Source organism: Fulvivirga ulvae, assembly GCF_021389975.1.
GTDB lineage: Bacteria > Bacteroidota > Bacteroidia > Cytophagales > Cyclobacteriaceae > Fulvivirga > Fulvivirga ulvae.
In genome coordinates this window covers 6,113,906-6,133,016 of the sequence record NZ_CP089981.1, presented here as the reverse complement: position 1 = coordinate 6,133,016, position 19,111 = coordinate 6,113,906, and the positions used below count along the sequence as shown (strand labels likewise).

The window sequence follows — 19,111 nt, the reverse complement described above, 5'->3', positions numbered from 1 at the left end:
AGCTCTTAAACTGAAGTAAGCTAATAAGCACTGTTTTTTATGGAAATAGAGTTGATGAATGAGCCCTATGTCAGGGTTGTATATGACCCCAAGCGGTTTATAGGTAAAATAATATGGCAGGGCAATCCAAAGCCTGATGAATATAAGAAGCCCTTTTTGAAGCTATTGGAATGGGTAAAGGATAACAAAACTACACGGTTTCTTTCTGATACCCGGGATCAGGGTGTGGTGGCCCCTGAAAACCGTAAATGGTTTGAGGCGGAAATGGTACCTGCTGCGATCAAAGCAGGGTGTAAACGGGCTGCCGTTATCACCAGTGGCAACGTGTTTAAACGATATTATCTGAATATGATCTTATCCGTTGTCAACAAGTTTGATATGCCCTTCAAAATTGTACAGGACGAGGAAAGCGCCATAGAATTTCTCATGGAAAAATAAATACTAAGTTAATAAGGTGCCGTGCCTAAAATTTAAGGATAAACTCCTGTAAGTTGACCGAGCGATCTAACTCGAGTTTTTTTCTTAACCTGTAACGTGCAATTTCAACACCACGAACAGAAATGTTTAATAGATGGGCTATTTCCTTGGTAGAGAGATTCATACGCAGATAGGCACTCAACTTCATCTCCTGAGGGCTCAGGTCTGGGAAAGACTCCTTAAGGCGGTTGGTAAAATCGCCGTGGACCTGGTCAAAATGAAATGCAAAATGCTCCCAGTCATCGTCCTGGGAGATATTCCTGTCTATATTACTGATTATTTTCTTTAGTTCGTGCCTGACTTCCTGATTTTTACTTCTTTTTGAAATACTACCTAAATTACTCTTTATACTGGCAATAAATCCATTTTTGTTGATCAGGTGCATTGTGGAGGTAGCCAGCTCCTTATTCTTACTCTCAATTTCAGCTTTCAGCTTTTCGTTTTTGAGTCGCTGTATCTCCTCCTCAGATTTTCTTGTAATAGACTCTATCTCTGTCTCCTTTTTATGAAGCTCCTTTTCCTGTTTTAATGTCAGCCGGTGTTTCTCCCTTTTGTGTTTTTTATCAAACAGGTAAAAAGCTACAAATAAAGATGTCAAAATCATGCCTGTGTATATAGTATAGGCAAGCTTTGTTCGGTACCAGGGTGGTAGTATAGTAAACGTGTATGATGTGGCCTCACTCGTTTTACCATAAATGTTTTTTGCACGCACATGAAAGGTGTAGGTGCCTTCGTGCAGGTTGGTGTATTCTTTATCTTTTCTTGAAGTCCACTCACTCCAGTTTTTCTCGCCGTTTTCCAGCCAGTACTGGTACATGGTTTTCTCCAGGCCGTCCACAAAAGTGGCACTATAGCTAAACTGGATTGAATTCTGCTCGTAAGGTATACTTCGAATATACTCTTTCGGCTGTTTATTGGTGACTTCATTGCTGTTTACATAATGCCCGTGAAATAACGTGACATTACTGTTCCCGGTAAGACTAACCCTTCTCAAAAGTGTATGAAAAGGCTGATCAGTAATATTTGCAGAACTGGCTGTATAAAGTACAAAACCTTCCTTGGCAGCGTAAAGAGCCTGGTTGGCACTGAGAATAGATACATTCTGCAGGTCATCGTTAAGCATGTCCTTCAATTTGTTAAATATGCTGGTCTTTTTTCTGTATTCACCACTTGCATCCTTTTCAAGAATGCCGATTTCCTGAATAGTCATGTAATAAATATTCTGGTAAGGATCCTCGGCGAGGGCAATAACAGGATCATTGCTGAAAAAATCTTTGAAAAACTCATCAACAACAAACCGGTCCGAAGCCTTATCGTAACGGTAAATCTGATTTTCTGTAGTAAAGACCAGCCTGTTCCTGATTCGGAATACGTTAATTAAAGCATTTGAGGGGAGGCCTGCTTCTGTACCGTAATACTTTACCGATGATATGGAATCCAACTTATCGTTTAGCCGGAGCTTGTAAACACCCTTATAACCATGGGTCATCCAGATATCACCATCTTCACTGAGTTCCATTACCCTTGAGGACTCATCAAAGCCCTTTATCTTATGCTGAAATACAATATTTTCTCCAATTTCCTGATGTAACACCAGTCCCTTATATGTGCCCTCTATGATATACCCGGGCCTGTCTTTTAATTTCAGAAAGGTCCAGGCCCCCAGGACATCTGATATTTTGGAAACGGAATTATCTTTTAGCAGAAAAGCCCCATTATGATGACCGACCAGCAGATGGTCTTTTACTTTACTGATGCTGTAAACCTGACCTTCAGTACCCTCTATAAACTGGTAGTTTTTACCGCTGCCTTCGTTTAATCTTTTCATATAGAGTCCATTGTTGGTGCCCAGATATAGTGTGTTGTTGTCAAGGTAACCGTCATAACCTGTGCCTGGCAATCCGACTTGCTCATTGATGTAGGTAAAAGGCATGTCGAGCTCAATAGAGGTAATGCCGTTGTTGTGTCCCAGCCACAGATTGTTTTGGGCGTCTTCAAAGAGGCTGAGAACAGTCCGGTTGTTGAGCCCTTTGGTTTTGTTGAGGTGAAGAAGTACTTCACCCTCCGGAGAAACGATATACAGCCCGTTGTTTTGAGAGCCCAATGCATAATTGCCGTTCCTCAGGCGCAAAGCGCAATTGATCGCTGAGCTTTTGAATACCTCATTGTTCTTCACGCTCCAGGGCTCAAAACTGCTGCCATTATAAATGAATATGCCGTTGTGCAAGGTAGCCACCCAAAGCTCATTATTAGGCCGGTTGAGCAGGCCGGTCACAGTCATTCCTTTTAGCCTCTCACCTCCGGGCAGTATCTTTAGTGTGCCGCCATCAAGATAGGAGAGGCCCACCTCAAGCTGGTTTACATAAAGCTGATGATTGGTATAGAAAAAGTTTTCAGGTGCCTGTTCCGGGTCTATTACGTCAATTTTTCCGTCGGCATGATAAATGAAGATTTGCCGGAAAGTGCAAAATACCAGACGGTCATGGTCCTGGAATACCCGCCAGGCTTCGTCGAAGTTCCTGTATTTGGCAGGTAAACTGTCCGCAAGGGAAGTGTATAATAATTCTCCTGTACTATCAGGAAATAAATAACCAAAATCGCCCTGACTGGCCACGTATACCTTGCCGTCAGAGCCTATGGAGATATGCCTTACCTTGCTGCCACTGCTCAGGGTAAAAATATGCCACGACGACCCGTCAAACTCAAGTACGCCGAAATTGTTCGCGACATAAATAAGCCCGTATTTGTTTTGAGCTATTGCCCAGTTTTGGATACCGCCATTATACTCACGGGTAGAGTAGTATTTTATGAACGGCAATCCCAGGTCATAGTTCTGCGCCTGTCCATGAGGCAAAAGACAACATATCATGAAGCAAAACAACAGGTAGTTTTTAACCATAGTCAGTGTACCAATACAGTTGTTGATTTTTAAAGGTAAAAAATTAATGATGTATTTAGAATAGAATAGTGAAGTATTAGGAACATGCAGTTCCGGAAACGTTTCCAGTGCCTCTGAATACTTCTAAACGGCTTATTTCTAGTTGTTTTGATGAAGTTTTGATAAAAAGGAAAAGTGGGGTTGATGTAGTTATGATGTAGTATGTTTTTTGCCTTTACGTGCGGTTTCATCTTCCTTGATGGCTGGAATGGAGTGATATCCATTTCATTAACCCTCAACCAATTAATATAATATGAAGAACTCTTTACTAACAGCACTTTTGCTGCTCCTTACTACACTTACCTATGCACAGGGTGTAGTTTCCGGTACAGTAAAAGATGAGACTGGCGAGCCACTGCCAGGGGTAAACGTACTGGTTCGAGGAACCAGCCAGGGAACGGTTACCGACATCAGCGGTAATTACAGACTTGAAGTCCCCGAAAATGCATCATTGATCTTTAGCTTTATCGGCTATGTGACCGAGGAGATCAATGTAGGCAACCGCACTACCATTGACCTGGTATTGATACCCGATATTACGGCACTCAATGAAGTAGTAGTGATTGGTTATGGTACCACCACTAAAAAGGAACTTACAGGAGCCGTGTCGGTGGTACAGGCCGAAGAAATTCAGGCGCTTAACCCTACGCGGATAGAGCAGGCGCTGCAAGGCCAGATGGCCGGTGTGAATGTTACTACGGCTTCGGGGTCTCCCGGAGGAGGTGCCAATATCAGGATCAGGGGTATAACCACTAATGGTAATAACAACCCGCTTGTACTGGTGGATGATGTACCATACTCTGTTGATGGCTTAAGTGCATTAAACCCAAATGATATAGAATCTGTAAATGTATTGAAAGATGCCTCAGCTTCTATCTATGGTGTACAGGCAGCCAATGGTGTGATTTTGATAACAACCAAAAAAGGAAAACAAAATACAGCACCTCGTTTTACATTTGACTCTTACTATGGTATACAGGAAACCTCCAGGAAACTGGCACTACTTAATGCAACAGAATATGCAGTGCTGGCTAATGAGGCTTTCGCCAATGGAGGGCAAACTCCTCCATTTGCTAACGTAAATCTGGGAGAAGGTACTGACTGGCAGGATGAAGTTTTTGACAGGGCGCCAATTCAGAACTACAACCTGTCTGTTAACGGTGGGGGAGAGAAAACAACTTATTCCATTGGAGGGTCATACTTTGACCAGGAAGGTATTGTTGGTGGTGATAAAGCCAGCTTCCAGCGATACAACACCAGGATGAATCTCACTACGGAGCTAACAGACAAGCTGACTTTCCAAAACGTACTCCTTTACGCTAATGAAACAAGGCGTACGCTACCTGAAAATGGTCAGGCCTCGGTGTTGTACAATACCATCAATATGGCACCAACCATGTCAGTTTATGATCAGGATGGCAATTTTACCCTTGCTGATGGCCTGGGTTCGGAAGTGATCAACCCGCTGGCTCAGATTGCGAATACCTTTAACAGAAACAGGGTGGATAAGCTGACGGGCAAGCTGTCATTGACCTATGACATCCTGGATGACCTGAAGGTCACAACTCGTTTTGGTTACAACTATGCCAATGTCAGAAATAAGACCTTTAATCCTTATGTCTATTATGGTCAAAACAAAGTTCAAAACAACACTTTAAATGCTAACCTCGATCCGATCACGAAACTCGATACCCTTACTAACTCACAGGTGCAGACGGTATTTAATTCGGTATCGGAAACCCAGCAAATTTTCTATGATAATATATGGGAAACCTTTGTGAATTATAAAAAGGTATTAAACGAAAAACATGGGTTTGATGTCACGCTCGGTATGTCAGTTAGAAAGGAAAGAGGAGAGTCTTTGACAGGTACAGCTTTTGATATTCCTTACAATTCATATGAGTTCGCAGATATTTCTGCGGCAGATCCGAATAATGATGAAAACACTGCTACTTCATACCAATATGATTTCAGGCAGTTGTCATACTTTACAAGAGTACAGTACGATTATGAAAACCGCTATCTACTGTCATTAATTGTCAGGAGAGATGCCTCAACCAGGTTTGGCCCGAATAACCGCGTGGGATACTTCCCTTCGGCCTCTGCTGCCTGGATAGTTTCAGACGAGTCATTTTTTGATGTAAGCTTCATTAACCTTTTGAAATTAAGGGCCAGTTATGGTGTGTCCGGTAATGACAAAATCCAGGACTTCGTTTACAGAGGCTTGCTTAATGGTGAAGGTGTTTATGTGTTGAATGGTGAATTAGTTACAGGCCGTGCCCCTGGCAGGATATCCAACCCGGATGTAAAATGGGAGCAACTAAAGCAAGCTAACTTCGGTTTTGATCTTCGTTTGTTTGAAGGAAAGGTATCTGCCTCCGTAGATTACTTTGTTAAGCGTACGGAAGACCTCTTGCTTCAACCGCAGGTATCAGGCCTTTTGGGGTCAGGTGCTCCCGGAAGTGCAGCTCCATTTATTAATGCAGGAACCATAGAAAACAGAGGCTTTGAGTTCATAGTTGGCTACAGTGGTGAGATCAGCAATGATGTGCAGTTCAGTGTCAACTATAACCTGAGTACACTGACCAATGAAACTGTTGAGTTGGCTAATGGTGTAGACTTTATTCCGGGCGGAAGTTTTGGAATAGGCCAGACCGCAACCAGGTTTGAGGTGGGTTATCCCATTGGCTATTTCTTCGGACTGGAAACTGAAGGTGTGTTCCAGAGCCAGGAAGACATTAATCAGCACCCTGCTCAGCAAAATGCTTCGCCCGGTGACCTTAAATATAAAGACGGCGATGGAGATGGTGTAGTAGAGCTTGATAATAATGATGATAAAACGCTGATTGGTAGTCCGATACCTGATGTTACGATGGGCGTTAGTTTAAATGTGAGATACAGGAATATTGACTTCTCCACCAATATTTATTCAGCATTGGGCAATGATATTTTGAGAAACTATAGCCGTTTTCTTCCATTGACCAACAAGTCGGCTCATACCCTGGAAAGATGGACAGGTGCAGGTTCTACCAATACTGACCCTAAAGTAACTACCGGGGCTAATAACAATAATCTGATCTCCGATTATTATGTAGAAGATGGCTCATACGCGCGTATAAGGAATATTCAGCTAGGATATACCTTACCAGCAGAGCTTACTGAAAGAGTGGGAATTAACAAGTTCAGGATCTATGCTTCGGTAAATAATCTGTACACCTACACCAAATACAGAGGTTACGATCCCGATGTATCAAGCGGGGAAGCACTTTCCTCAGGGATTGACTATGGCTTTTACCCTCAGCCACGTACTTACATGTTAGGTTTAAATTTAATATTCTAATATCATGATTATCAATACAAAAAGATATTTGAAATGTATACTTGTGACAATTTGTCAGTTAGGTATTTTGGGCTGTAGTGATGACTACGTAGATATTGATCCGGCGGCTACAATTGATGCAGATAGCTATTTCAATTCACCACAAGATTACGAAGACGCAGTTGTGGGAGCCTATGATTTGTTGCAGGCTTCATACATCAATGTTTGGGTTGGAGACATAGCTTCCGACAATACACTGGCTGGAGGTGAAAACGCTAATGATGTAATTGCCCTGCAAGAGATCGACGATATGCGACATGGTGCAGTGAATGACCAGTTGCGCAACATCTGGTCATGGATGTATGCAGGAATAAGTCGCACCAACTACATTTTTGAAAACAAAGACAAGATCGACTTTGAAGGTAAAGAGCAGGTATTAGCTGAAGCTGCTTTTTTGAGAGCTTACTACTATTTTGAACTCGTCAAGATATTTGGAGACTTGCCACTTATTGTTGATGAAAGGGCAACTTTCGAAGGGCTCAGCTCTATCCCACGATCACCCAGGTCTGAGGTTTATACCCAAATAGAAAAAGACCTTGAGTATGCTGCTGCAAATCTTGACGTAACCCCTGCCCAGGTTGGCAGAGCTACCAAAGGAGCCGCATTGGCCCTGCTCGGTAAAGCACACCTGTACCAGGATGAATTCTCAGAGGCAGCAAACGCTTTGGAGCAGGTAATAGGTTTAGGGGTATACGATCTGTTTGATGATTACAGTACCCTTTTCCTGACCCAAAATGAAAATAACATAGAGTCAGTTTTTGAGATCCAGTACACCAATGAGGAAGGTGCAGGTTTTGAGTGCCTGCAATGCGTGGAAGGTAATGTTGCCGTAGGCTTCAATGGTATTCGAGGATATGACGGGCCTTTGTATGCAGATGGTTTTAGTTTTAATGTACCTACTCAAGACCTTGTCGATGCTTTTGAGTCTGGCGATCTGCGTTTTGAGCCTACTATCCTTGACATTGAAGCCTTTGCGGCTGCTCAGGAGGAAGAAGTTACCTATACCGAAGGTTATGAGCACACAGGATATTACAATCACAAATACATCCCCAGAGCTAATGATATTGGTTTGGGCGATGTACACCTGACCAGTCCGGTAAACTACAGGGCTATCCGTTATGCGGACGTACTGCTGATGGCTGCCGAAGCACTCAACAGGGGGGGGTATTGATGACTCCAAAGCCCTGGGGTATTTAAATGAAGTAAGGGACAGGGCTGATCTTGATCAGCTTAGTTTGACTGGCCAGAACCTCACTGATGCCATACTTAAAGAGCGAAGGGTAGAACTTGCCGGAGAAGGGCACAGGTTTTTTGACCTGGTAAGAACAGGACAGGCTGCTGCCAATATCGATGGTTTCGTAGCCGGTAAACATGAGGTGTTTCCGATCCCTCAGATCGAAATAGACCTTGCAGGTGCCGGTTGGAAACAAAATGATAATTACTAAAAATCACAGATATGAAGATCTTAATTATAAATTTCAAATGGATACTGGCGCTTCTGGTATTGTTTACCGCCTGTGATCCACACGGTGAGGAGGATCTTGAATTAGGACCACCACCAACGGCAGAAGATGCTGCTATAAGTACCACAGTGAATGCCGAAAACGATAACATCATACATTTTAAAAACTCGTCTTCCGCTTTTCTTAAAGTATGGGATTTTGGCAACGGAAGTGGGGCCAAAGGCGATGACGTGACAGGCATTTTTCCTCTCAAGGGGACTTATGAAGTTACTTTGACAGTGTATACATCAGGAGGAAGTATCTCCTCGACTACTACTGTTGAAATAGCTGAAACCAATCCGCTTTTGCTGGACATACCTGTTTACAATATGCTTACAGGCGGAGCTGATGCCGTAGATGGAAAAACATGGGTGATAGATGCAACCAGGGCTGCCCACTTTGGGGTAGGTCCAAACCCTTCTGATCCCGCTGTAGGTGACTACCCCAACTGGTATGCTGCAGGAGTTAATGAGAAGGCAGGATCCGGTTTATACAATGATAAATTTACCTTCAAGCTAGACGGTTTTGGTTTTGTTCAGGAGACCGACGGAGATGTTTTCATAAATACATTACAGGCCAGCAATTTCCCCGGAGCATACGAAAACGCCGGTGATTATACAGCGCCATATACAGCGCCCGATAACCTGACGTGGTCCGTTAGTGAAGATGCAGATGGCAACCAGGTAATCAACATAAAAAATGGAGGCTTTATTGGGTATTTTGCCGGAACCTACAGTTACAAAATAGTAAGTCTTGAAGAAAATGAGCTTTTCATTCGGTTTGAGGATGCTGCAAATCCGGAATTAGCCTGGTATCAACGACTGGTACCAGAGGGGTTCACGGCTCCACCACCGCCGCCACCTGCTGTTTCAACACTGCCAATTGATTTTGAAGGTGCTTTACCTCCTTTCAATGGCTTTGGAGGATCGACTTATCAGGTTATTGACAACCCTGATGCTTCGGGGATCAATACAAGTGCGAAGGTAGGTGAGTATGTGAAGGGTACAGAAGGTAATTGGGCAGGAATAGAAACCGCTTTAGATGATAAGATTGATTTCTCTACGCTAAACCTGATAAAATATAAGGTTCATTCTCCTGTGACTGGTAAAGCACTTTTCAAACTGGAGTCTGTTGATGGCTCAGCAACCCCGGTTGAAGTATTTGCTGATATCACAAAAACCAACGAATGGGAAGAACTTATTTTTGATTTTTCAAGCGCTACATCTGGTACATATGATAAAATTGCCATATTCCTTGATTTTGATAACAACAACGGAGGCACATTTTACATAGATGATATCAGGCAGTCTGCGGAGGAAGCGGTATTGACTGAAGTAGCACTAACAGGTGGGGCATCCAAAATCTGGAAGCTTAAACCGGCAGCTGGATCATTTGGAGTTGGTCCCAACAAAGGAAGTGACGCATGGTTCCCTAATGGAGCTGATATATCCGGTGACAGGCCTTGTTTGTTTAATGACCAATTCATTTTTAAAACAGGCAATGTTTACGAGTACAACGCTCAGGGTGATTTTTATGGAGAGGCATATATGGGTGTTTCTGATGGTTGCCAGGATGAAGGCAACCTGACAGGCACCGATGCGGAACCGTGGGGTTCAGGAACACATACGTTTTCACTGACTCCTGCAACGGAAACAGATCCCGCCTACATTACAGTTACAGGTACCGGTGCTTTTATAGCGTTACCCAAGGCATATAATGGAGGCGAGTACAGTGCAGCGCCTCCTACGGCAGACGCTTCGGTTGTCTATGAAGTGCTTAGCTACGTGAACAACGGGACTACAGAAACGCTTTCAATCACTATTGACATAGCGGGTGACGGAAGTGCTTTCTGGAGCTTTGTTTTGGTTGCGGAATAAAATAATAAAGTTTCTCAGGGTAATATGATCCTGAGAAACTTTAAACCCTACAAATTTTTAATGATAGACTATGAAGCAAGTATTAACAATAATAATTCTGTTGGTGGCCTTTTGTGGGTGCGGTAATGATGACTCTTCCGACGTTTTAATCCTACCCTCAAACCTGAAACTCGACCTCCAGATAGATGAAAACAATCCGGGGTCAGTAGCTTTTACAGCCACTGCCGATAATGTTAATTTTTACAGCTACTATTTTGGTATACCCAATGAAGCTGCTACCATTTCTAATGATGGAAAAGCTACATATAAATACACCGAATCAGGAACCTATAAAGTAATCGTTCAGGCACATGCTACCAGTGATCAGTTTGTTAGTGTTGAAAAGGAGGTGGTCATTCAACTTGAAGATGACAGCACCCCGACGGATATTCCCTCGGAAGGATATACCACCCCTGAAAGCTATGACGGCATGGCGCTGGTGTGGCAGGATGAGTTCGGGGGAACTGCTCTAAGTGATGACTGGACCCATGAAATAGGAACCGGTAGCAATGGATGGGGCAATAACGAGCTGCAATATTACAGGGAAGAAAATACTGAAGTCCGGGACGGCTACCTGATCATAACAGCCAAGGAAGAAAGCTTTGGAGGCAGAGATTATACATCGTCCAGGATCATCACTGCAGGGAATCAGATGTTCCAGTACGGACGGATTGATATCAGGGCTGCCCTTCCCCAAGGTCAGGGTATTTGGCCTGCGCTATGGATGTTGGGTTCAAATTTCAACACTGTTGGCTGGGCAAAATGTGGCGAGATCGATATCATGGAAATGATTGGTGGTAGCGCGACTGGCAGGGACAATACCGTGCACGGCACCATACACTGGGATAACGGCGGCGGCAATGTCAACTATGGTGACAGTTATACCCTGAGCTCAGGAATATTTGCCGATGAATTCCATGTGTTTTCAATAGTATGGGATGCAACTTCAATTACCTGGTACGTGGATGATGTGAAGTTTAACGAAGTAGACACTACACCTGCTGACCTGAGTGAATTTCAGAATGATTTCTTCTTTATATTCAATGTAGCAGTAGGAGGGAACTGGCCGGGGAGTCCTGATGCCAATACAGTATTTCCACAAAAAATGATTGTGGACTACGTGAGGGTTTTCCAGGAACAATAAACAAGTATTTCATCAGGTCGGCATTACTTTTAGAGGCTGGCGAAAACATTTTGATTAAGTGAAAAGAAAAGTATACGCATTAGTATTTACGGCAATAGCAGCGCCTTTTTTAGGATGTTCGGTTGAGGAGTCGGGGGATAAGGCCACCTCAGAAGGGAAGCAGCCTCAAAATGAAAAGATAGAGAAGCTTATTGGGCAAATGACTGTTGAGGAGAAGGTAGGGCAGTTGAATTTTTACGTAGGTGACCTTTTCAATACAGGGCCTACAGTAAGGACAACCGAGTCAGACAAGTTTGATGAGTTGATAAAACAAGGCAAGCTGACCGGCCTCTTTAACGTTCACGGGGCCGCTTATACGAAAAGGCTACAACAGATAGCTGTTGAAGAGTCACGCCTTGGAATTCCCCTGCTTTTTGGAGCAGATGTGATCCATGGTTTTAAAACAGTTTTCCCGATACCGCTGGCTTCTGCTGCAAGTTGGGATATGGAGGCCATAGAAAAGGCAGAGAAGATAGCAGCCATTGAATCCACAGCGGCCGGTATTACTTTCAATTTTGCACCCATGGTAGACATCAGCCGTGATCCGAGATGGGGAAGAATGGCAGAAGGTGCTGGTGAAGACCCATACCTGGGTTCTCAGGTTGCTATGGCCAGAGTGCGTGGCTTTCAGGGGAAATCCCTATCTGATGCCCAAACCATGGCAGCGTGTGTTAAGCACTTTGCCGCTTACGGTGCACCTGAAGGCGGTCGTGACTACAATACAGTGGATATGTCAGAACGGTCTTTAAGAGAGACCTACCTGCCACCTTATAAAGCGGGAATTGATGCAGGGGCAGCCACTATCATGACTTCTTTTAATGAATTAAATGGTGTGCCGGCTTCCGGTAACGAATTTTTGCTTCGCGACATCCTCAGAGGCGAGTGGGGCTTTAAAGGTATGGTAGTGTCTGACTGGCAATCTATCAACGAAATGGTTTCCCATGGCAATGTGGGCAACGTTGCCGAAGCAGCATCCATGGCCCTGAAAGCCGGTGTGGATATGGACATGATGGGCGACGCTTACCGCAACGATATACCCAGGCTGATAGAAGAAGGAAAGCTAGAGGAAAAACATCTCGATGCCGCAGTCAGAAATGTACTAAAATTAAAATTTGACCTGGGGCTGTTTGATGATCCTTACAGATACAGTGATACGGTAAGGGAATCTCAGGACATCCGGGCCAAAGAACACCTGGAAGTTGCCCGCGATGTGGCGAGAAAATCCATAGTGATGCTGAAAAACGAAGGTCAGTTGTTGCCGCTGAATAAAGATGCGGGCACCATCGCCGTTATTGGGCCATTGGCTGATAACCAGGCCGACATGAATGGTACATGGTCATTTTTTGGAGAAGCACAACACCCTGTTACCTTTTTAAAAGGCATTCAGGATGCTGTTGGTCCAAACACTAAAGTAATTTCGGCCGAAGGGTGCAACCTGTATGATGATAACCGGGATAAGATCGCCAATGCAGTAACCGTAGCCCGGTCTGTGGATGTGGTGGTTATGGTCGTGGGGGAGAGTGCTGTTATGAATGGAGAAGCAGGCTCACGTTCAAATATCCAGCTTCCCGGTATTCAGCTTGACTTGATGAAGGCCGTAGCGGAAACAGGAAAACCAGTGGTAGCGGTGGTAATGAGTGGCCGCGCCATGGACCTGAGCTGGCTGGATGAAAACATTGCCGCGATCCTTGAAGTATGGACTTTGGGTTCTGAATCCGGTCATGCTGCAGCCGATGTACTTTTTGGTGATTATAACCCCTCCGGTAAGTTGCCCGTAACCTTTCCCCGCAATGTGGGGCAGGTGCCGATTTATTATAACCATAAAAATACCGGCAGACCCTATGAAGGAGATTATTCTGAACCCAAAAGCGAACGCGTTTACAAGTCTAAATACAGGGATGTGCAAAACACTCCGCTGTATCCTTTTGGGCATGGCCTGAGCTATTCCACTTTCGAATATTCCGAGATACAGCTAAGTGCTGACACCATTGGATTTGATCAAGCATTAAAAGCTTCTGTAAAGGTTACCAATAAGGGCCCTTATGACGGGGAAGAAGTGGTTCAGTTGTATATCAGGGATCTTGTGGGAAGTGTAACAAGACCAGTTAAAGAGCTAAAGGGCTTTAAAAAGCTGATGATCAAAAACGGGGAGACCAAAGAGGTAAAGTTTGAAATTACTTCAGAAGATCTCGCTTTTTATACTATGGATATGACTCACAAAGCCGAGCCGGGAGCTTTCCATCTGTTTATTGGGTCAAGCTCAGAGGATGTAAAGCAATCCGGATTTTACTTAAAGCACTAGATTTATGAAAAAGATAATATTAACCGTGTTGCTTTTAAGCATGGCAATACTGGCTAAATCGCAGGAACGGCAGTTAGTTTGGAGCGATGAGTTCAACTATGAGGGGGCACCTGATTCTACCATGTGGGGTTTCGAACTTGGAGATGGCTGTCCTCATATCTGCGGATGGGGTAATAATGAATTACAATTCTATACAGACAACCCTGAAAATGTAAGGGTGACGAATGGCAGGCTAATCATTGAAGCCCATAAGGTGGAGGGAAAATCTTATGGCTACACCTCTTCCAAGGTGGTGAGTACAGGTAAGGGCGACTGGCAATATGGCTACATTGAAATCAGGGCAAAATTACCCTACGGCAAAGGCACGTGGCCGGCCATTTGGATGCTCCCTACGTTAGATCGTCCGCTTGACTGGCCAATGGATGGTGAAATAGATATTATGGAGCATGTCGGGTATAATCAGGGAATGGTTTACGGCACGATTCATACTAAAAAATATAACCACCGTATTGGTACCCAAAAGTCCGATAGCATCTATGTTGATGACCTGCATGAAAACTTTCATACCTATGCCATAGACTGGGGGCCGGAGCACATCAGTTGGTATGTAGACGGAGACAAATATTACACTATTGAGAACAAAGGGGAAGGACGAGAAGGCTGGCCTTTTGATCAGCAGTTCCATATCATATTTAACCTTGCGGTAGGTGGAGACTGGGGAGGCAAATATGGAATTGATGAAAAAATATGGCCTCAAAGACTGGAAATTGATTATATTCGAGTCCATGAAGCGAATTATGCGACAGAAAAAAAGCCTGTCAACCACTGATGGGCGCACGTTTAATCAACTTCATATTCCTCTCAAAAGTTTTTGCAAACGTTTGAAATCAACTAACCAAAAGAAACATTATCAGCATGAATGAAATCGAAAGTACGGGAAACTCCAAAAGGTTCATCCTTGGAATTACTGTAGTGGCTACCCTTGGTGGCCTTTTGTTTGGATACGACACCGGTGTAATTGGTGGTTCACAACTTTATTTTACAGAATATTTTTCTTTTACCGAAGGAGAGCAGGGATGGGCCGTGAGCAGTGCCCTGTACGGCTGCCTTGTTGGGGCATTAATGGCGGGCTTTTTAAGCTCAAAGTTCAGTCGTAAATACTCACTGATATTTTCAGGATTTCTATTTGCCATTTCTGCCTGGGGCTCCGGTATTCCTGAGTCGCTTACCGTGCTGGCTATCTTTAGAATTATAGGTGGTATAGGTGTAGGTATAGCCTCAATGACAGCTCCTATGTACATTGCAGAGGTGGCTCCACCAAAAGAGCGGGGCAGACTGGTTTCCTACTATCAATTGGCTATTGTTATAGGTTTTTTTGTTGTATTTCTGGCTACCTATTTTATCGGAGGTGGAGATAACTCTGCCTTGAGCCCTGGTGAACTGGAAGCACTGCATGACTATAATGTTAAAACCGGCTGGAGGGTCATGTTCTGGTCTGAGCTCGTGCCGGCACTTGCTTTCTTCATCCTGTTATTCTTTGTGCCTCATTCACCTCGCTGGTTGATGATGAAAGGTAGAGAAGAGGAAGCAAAGAAAGTACTTGCCAAAGTTACAACCTCTTCCAGTGAGGCAGAGCGTGAGTATAGGGAAATCAAAGAATCTCTGTATAGGGAAACTCAGGTAGAGAAAGTGTCTGTATTCTCTCCAAGCATGCGTATAGTGCTTATTATAGGAATAACCCTTTCTATACTTCAACAAGTAACGGGGATCAATGCCATACTCTATTATGGTGCCGAAATATTCAGCAACGCTTTAGGGTATGGACCCGAAGATGCTCTTAAGCAACAAATACTGTTAGGTGGTGTTAATCTCCTGTTTACTTTTGTCGCCATTTATCAGGTAGATAAATGGGGAAGAAAACCACTTTTGATTATGGGTACCATCGGTATGTTCCTCGGAATAGGAACGTTAGGGGTATCTATTTACCTCAACCAACTTGGCTTAATATCCCTTATTGGAATGTTGACCTTTATTGGTTCTTTCGCTTTGTCAATGGGGCCTGTTACCTGGGTACTACTGTCAGAAATATTCCCTAATAAAGTAAGAAGTGCAGCTATGTCGATAGCCGTTGCAGCACAATGGTTGTTCAATGCCATTGTAGCCAATACATTCCCGGTAATCAATGGAAGTGGAGTAAATAAAGAAGTATTTAATGGCGCACTGCCGTATTTTATATTCGCTGCACTTTGTGTTGTAACCATACTGTTTACCTGGAAAATGATCCCGGAAACAAAAGGAAAAACCCTCGAAGAAATGGACGGCCTCTGGTTGAAAGAGGAAAAGTAATTTGCCTTCGCTAATGCTGGTTATTAAACGTTAGGAGAAATCTTGTTTATGAAATGACAAGTTTTCTCCTAACTTTAAGCACACCTAATACAACCAGCATGAGAAAAAACATTTTAATTCTTTCGGCTTTATTCATATGCCATTTATCTCTGGCGCAATCCTCTGACCTTGAAAAGGCAAAAGCCACTGTTGAAAAAGAAGAAATCAAATCCCATATTTTTTACCTGGCCTCTGACGAGTTGCGGGGCAGGGAAGTGGGAACGCCTGGAATAGAAAAGGCTGCAGATTATATTGCGACAGAGTTTAAAAGATATGGCGTTAAGCCGGTTCCCGGAGCGGATAATGGTTATTTTCAACAGGTGCTTTTAAAGCAGGCCTCGTTGCCCAACAAAATAAAGGTTACTATTTCAGAGAAGGACTTTTCCGGTCAGCAAGTAGCAATATTCAATGCGGAAAATATCGAAAAGGAAACCCAGGCTGTATACCTTAACTATGGTATGTCTAATGATTACGAAGGGACCGATGTAAAAGGAAAAATCATATTGGCCAAAGCCGGGGCGCCGGATCAGACAGACCAGGGAAGCCTCTTTAAGCTCTCTTTACAAAAAAGAGGGTTTGCCCAGGCTGCCGGAGCCATTGCACTCATAGAAGTTCACGATTACGATGCACAATACTGGAGTTCAGTTAAAGGATACCTCAGTCATGATAAAATGACCCTGAGGGATAAGAATGAACCAGTGGGAGGGCCGGTACACCTTTGGGTAGATTCCAATCACAATCTTTTAGACGAGCTGGAGAAAGGGACCGAAGTATCGACGGGATTGGTGATCAGTGGTATTGACAATAACAAACTAACCTCCCGGAATGTAGTAGGAATAGTGGAAGGCACTGACCCCAAGCTTAAAAATGAATATATTATTTACTCAGCACACTATGACCATGTAGGTGTTGGCAAGCCTAATGCAGAATTGGATTCAATTTTCAATGGGGCACGAGACAATGCTGTAGGTACAGTTACCGTACTAAGTGCTGCGGAAAACATAGCTAAATACCCAACTAAGAGATCTGCCCTGTTCATATTGTTTACAGCAGAAGAGAAAGGCCTTTTGGGAAGTAAATGGTATGTGGAACATCCGTTAGTACCTTTAAAGCAAGCAGTTTATTGCTTCAACAGTGACAATGCCTCCTACAATGACACTACTAAAGCCACTATAGTAGGCCTTGAGCGGACTACAGCTTCGCAAAATATCAAAGACGCGTGCAGTGCAATAGGCCTTACCGCCATAGATGACCCAGCGCCTGAGCAAAATCTTTTCGATCGCTCCGACAATGTTCACTTTGCAGCCAAAGGAATTCCCGCCCCAACCTTTAGCCTTGGTTTCACCGCTTTTGATAAAGAGCTGTTTAAGTACTACCATCAGGTAACCGATAACCCGGAAACGCTGAACTACGACTACCTTCTCAAATTTTTTAGAGCATATGTGCTCTCCTGCAGAAAAATAGCCAATGATGAAGAAACCCCGGTTTGGGTAGAAGGAGATAAGTATTATGAAGCAGGGCAGGAGTTGTATGGGGACAGGTAAACGGTGATCAGCAGATAGGTAATCGGTAAACGGTGAATTATGAACAGAGATAGTAAACGGAATGAATATAGAGGAATTTAAAAAGCATGGCCATGCTATGGTCGATTGGATAGCGTCGTACTATGAAAATATTCGTGACTATCCGGTGAAGTCTCAGGTGCAGCCCGGGGAGATTTTCGAGCAAATAGCCGATAGTGCACCTGTGCAAGGGGAGCCAATGGAACGAATTTTTCAGGACTTTAAGGAGATCATTATGCCAGGTATAACCCATTGGCAGAGTCCGAACTTTTATGCTTATTTTCCTGCTAATGCCAGTTTCCCGTCACTACTAGGAGATATGCTGGCCTCTGCGCTGGGATCTCAATGTATGATATGGGATACCTCACCGGCCGCTGCCGAACTGGAAGAAAAGGTGATGATCTGGCTAAGGGACATGCTTGGACTGCCGGCTGCTTTTACAGGGGTTATTCAGGATACTGCTTCTACCGCCACACTTTGTGCATTGATTTCAGCCAGGGAAAAACTAAATGATTATGAACCGAACAGCAATGGCCTTTTCAATAACAGGCCTATGCGTGTTTACTGCTCAGAAGAAACACACTCTTCCGTTGAAAAGGCAGTTAAAATCATGGGGCTTGGCAAGCACAACCTGGTCAAAATTGGGGTAGATGAGAAAATGGCGTTAAAACCTGCTTTACTTAAGCAGGCCATAGAGGAGGATATTAAAAAGGGCTATCAACCTCTGGCCGTGGTTGCGGCTATTGGCAGTACAGGTACGGTAGCCATAGATCCACTCGCGGCAATAGTAAAAGTTTGCAGTGACCATGGCGTATGGCTTCATGTAGACGCAGCGTATGCAGGCTCAGCTCTGATACTTGAAGAATACCGCTGGATGATTGAAGGTATTGAGGATGCCGATAGTTTTGTGTTTAACCCTCACAAATGGCTCATGACCAATTTTGATTGTTCAGCTTACTTTGTTAAAGACGAGCAGGCTTTGGTGAAAACCTTTAGCATCCTTCCTGAATATCTAAAAACCAACACCACTGGTGCGGTTAAAGATTATAGAGATTGGGGTATTCAGCTAGGCAGACGATTCCGAAGTTTGAAGTTGTGGTTCGTGATCAGAAGCTATGGTGTAGAAGAAATGAAGACAATCCTGAGGAACCATATCCGTATAGCCGAAAAGCTTTCAGAAAAAATCAGGGAACATAAAGATTTTGAAGAATTTACCACTTCATTAAACCTTGTATGCTTCCGTTACAAACCGGATGGGGAGGAGGAGGTTGAAACACTGAACCACCTCAATAAACAATTAATGGACGCACTCAATGCATCTGGTAAAATGTACCTTACACATACTAAAATAGGGGATAATATGGTACTGAGGCTGGTGGCAGGCCAAACTCATGTTACAGAGGAGGATGTAATGTGCTCATGGGATATTATCCGGGAAACTGCGGTAGGTCTAAGAGACTAATGAAT

12 protein-coding genes are annotated in these 19,111 nt (G+C 43.8%); 11 read left to right on the top strand and 1 reads right to left on the bottom strand.

Annotated elements, in window-relative coordinates:
- Positions 1-39: 39 nt before the first annotated feature.
- Positions 40-438 carry an STAS/SEC14 domain-containing protein gene (locus tag LVD17_RS25675; RefSeq protein ID WP_233762764.1) on the top strand — a complete coding sequence of 133 codons (399 nt, stop codon included), beginning with the start codon at positions 40-42 and terminating at the stop codon, positions 436-438.
- A 25-nt stretch (positions 439-463) separates the two neighbouring features.
- On the opposite strand, the gene LVD17_RS25670 is transcribed toward LVD17_RS25675, so the two are convergent.
- Positions 464-3,376, bottom strand: coding sequence for a triple tyrosine motif-containing protein (locus LVD17_RS25670; RefSeq protein ID WP_233762762.1), 2,913 nt, complete (start codon positions 3,374-3,376; stop codon positions 464-466).
- A gap of 292 nt (positions 3,377-3,668) precedes the next feature.
- On the opposite strand from LVD17_RS25670, the gene LVD17_RS25665 reads away from it, so the two are divergent.
- From LVD17_RS25665 to LVD17_RS25625, 10 genes are all read left to right on the top strand, one after another.
- Entirely contained in the window at positions 3,669-6,755 is a 3,087-nt protein-coding gene (locus LVD17_RS25665) for a SusC/RagA family TonB-linked outer membrane protein (RefSeq protein ID WP_233762760.1), read from the top strand.
- Between the two features lie 4 nt (positions 6,756-6,759).
- Positions 6,760-7,965: a RagB/SusD family nutrient uptake outer membrane protein gene (locus tag LVD17_RS25660; RefSeq protein ID WP_502798392.1), complete on the top strand. Its 1,206-nt coding sequence runs from the start codon at positions 6,760-6,762 to the stop codon at positions 7,963-7,965.
- Complete coding sequence (locus LVD17_RS28790; RefSeq protein WP_502798401.1) at positions 7,934-8,239, top strand: RagB/SusD family nutrient uptake outer membrane protein; 306 nt, start codon at positions 7,934-7,936, stop codon at positions 8,237-8,239. Before LVD17_RS25660 ends, LVD17_RS28790 begins: the two co-directional genes overlap by 32 nt.
- Before the next feature lie 11 nt (positions 8,240-8,250).
- Positions 8,251-10,173, top strand: coding sequence for a PKD domain-containing protein (locus LVD17_RS25655; RefSeq protein WP_233762758.1), 1,923 nt, complete (start codon positions 8,251-8,253; stop codon positions 10,171-10,173).
- Positions 10,174-10,243: 70 nt separating this feature from the next.
- The gene (locus LVD17_RS25650; protein WP_233762756.1) at positions 10,244-11,356 is read left to right on the top strand and encodes a glycoside hydrolase family 16 protein; all 1,113 of its coding nucleotides are present in this window, start codon (positions 10,244-10,246) and stop codon (positions 11,354-11,356) included.
- 58 nt (positions 11,357-11,414) lie between these two features.
- Complete coding sequence (locus tag LVD17_RS25645) at positions 11,415-13,697, top strand: glycoside hydrolase family 3 N-terminal domain-containing protein (protein WP_233762754.1); 2,283 nt, start codon at positions 11,415-11,417, stop codon at positions 13,695-13,697.
- Between the two features lie 4 nt (positions 13,698-13,701).
- On the top strand, positions 13,702-14,526 hold the full coding sequence (locus LVD17_RS25640) for a glycoside hydrolase family 16 protein (RefSeq protein WP_233762752.1): 825 nt from the start codon (positions 13,702-13,704) through the stop codon (positions 14,524-14,526).
- Between the two features lie 86 nt (positions 14,527-14,612).
- A complete protein-coding gene (locus LVD17_RS25635; RefSeq protein WP_233762750.1) occupies positions 14,613-16,043 on the top strand; it encodes a sugar porter family MFS transporter in 1,431 nt (476 codons plus the stop codon).
- Positions 16,044-16,141: 98 nt separating this feature from the next.
- Positions 16,142-17,626 carry a M28 family peptidase gene (locus LVD17_RS25630; RefSeq protein WP_233762748.1) on the top strand — a complete coding sequence of 495 codons (1,485 nt, stop codon included), beginning with the start codon at positions 16,142-16,144 and terminating at the stop codon, positions 17,624-17,626.
- 61 nt (positions 17,627-17,687) lie between these two features.
- On the top strand, positions 17,688-19,106 hold the full coding sequence (locus LVD17_RS25625; protein ID WP_233762746.1) for a pyridoxal phosphate-dependent decarboxylase family protein: 1,419 nt from the start codon (positions 17,688-17,690) through the stop codon (positions 19,104-19,106).
- Positions 19,107-19,111: the final 5 nt, after the last annotated feature.

What these genes read in the sequence shown, in the direction of transcription:
- LVD17_RS25675 (WP_233762764.1), top strand. Translation starts at nt 40, where the DNA reads ATGGAAATAGAGTTGATGAATGAGCCCTATGTCAGGGTTGTATATGAC.
- LVD17_RS25670 (WP_233762762.1), bottom strand. Translation starts at nt 3,376, where the DNA reads ATGGTTAAAAACTACCTGTTGTTTTGCTTCATGATATGTTGTCTTTTG.
- LVD17_RS25665 (WP_233762760.1), top strand. Translation starts at nt 3,669, where the DNA reads ATGAAGAACTCTTTACTAACAGCACTTTTGCTGCTCCTTACTACACTT.
- LVD17_RS25660 (WP_502798392.1), top strand. Translation starts at nt 6,760, where the DNA reads ATGATTATCAATACAAAAAGATATTTGAAATGTATACTTGTGACAATT.
- LVD17_RS25655 (WP_233762758.1), top strand. Translation starts at nt 8,251, where the DNA reads ATGAAGATCTTAATTATAAATTTCAAATGGATACTGGCGCTTCTGGTA.
- LVD17_RS25650 (WP_233762756.1), top strand. Translation starts at nt 10,244, where the DNA reads ATGAAGCAAGTATTAACAATAATAATTCTGTTGGTGGCCTTTTGTGGG.
- LVD17_RS25640 (WP_233762752.1), top strand. Translation starts at nt 13,702, where the DNA reads ATGAAAAAGATAATATTAACCGTGTTGCTTTTAAGCATGGCAATACTG.
- LVD17_RS25635 (WP_233762750.1), top strand. Translation starts at nt 14,613, where the DNA reads ATGAATGAAATCGAAAGTACGGGAAACTCCAAAAGGTTCATCCTTGGA.
- LVD17_RS25630 (WP_233762748.1), top strand. Translation starts at nt 16,142, where the DNA reads ATGAGAAAAAACATTTTAATTCTTTCGGCTTTATTCATATGCCATTTA.
- LVD17_RS25625 (WP_233762746.1), top strand. Translation starts at nt 17,688, where the DNA reads ATGAATATAGAGGAATTTAAAAAGCATGGCCATGCTATGGTCGATTGG.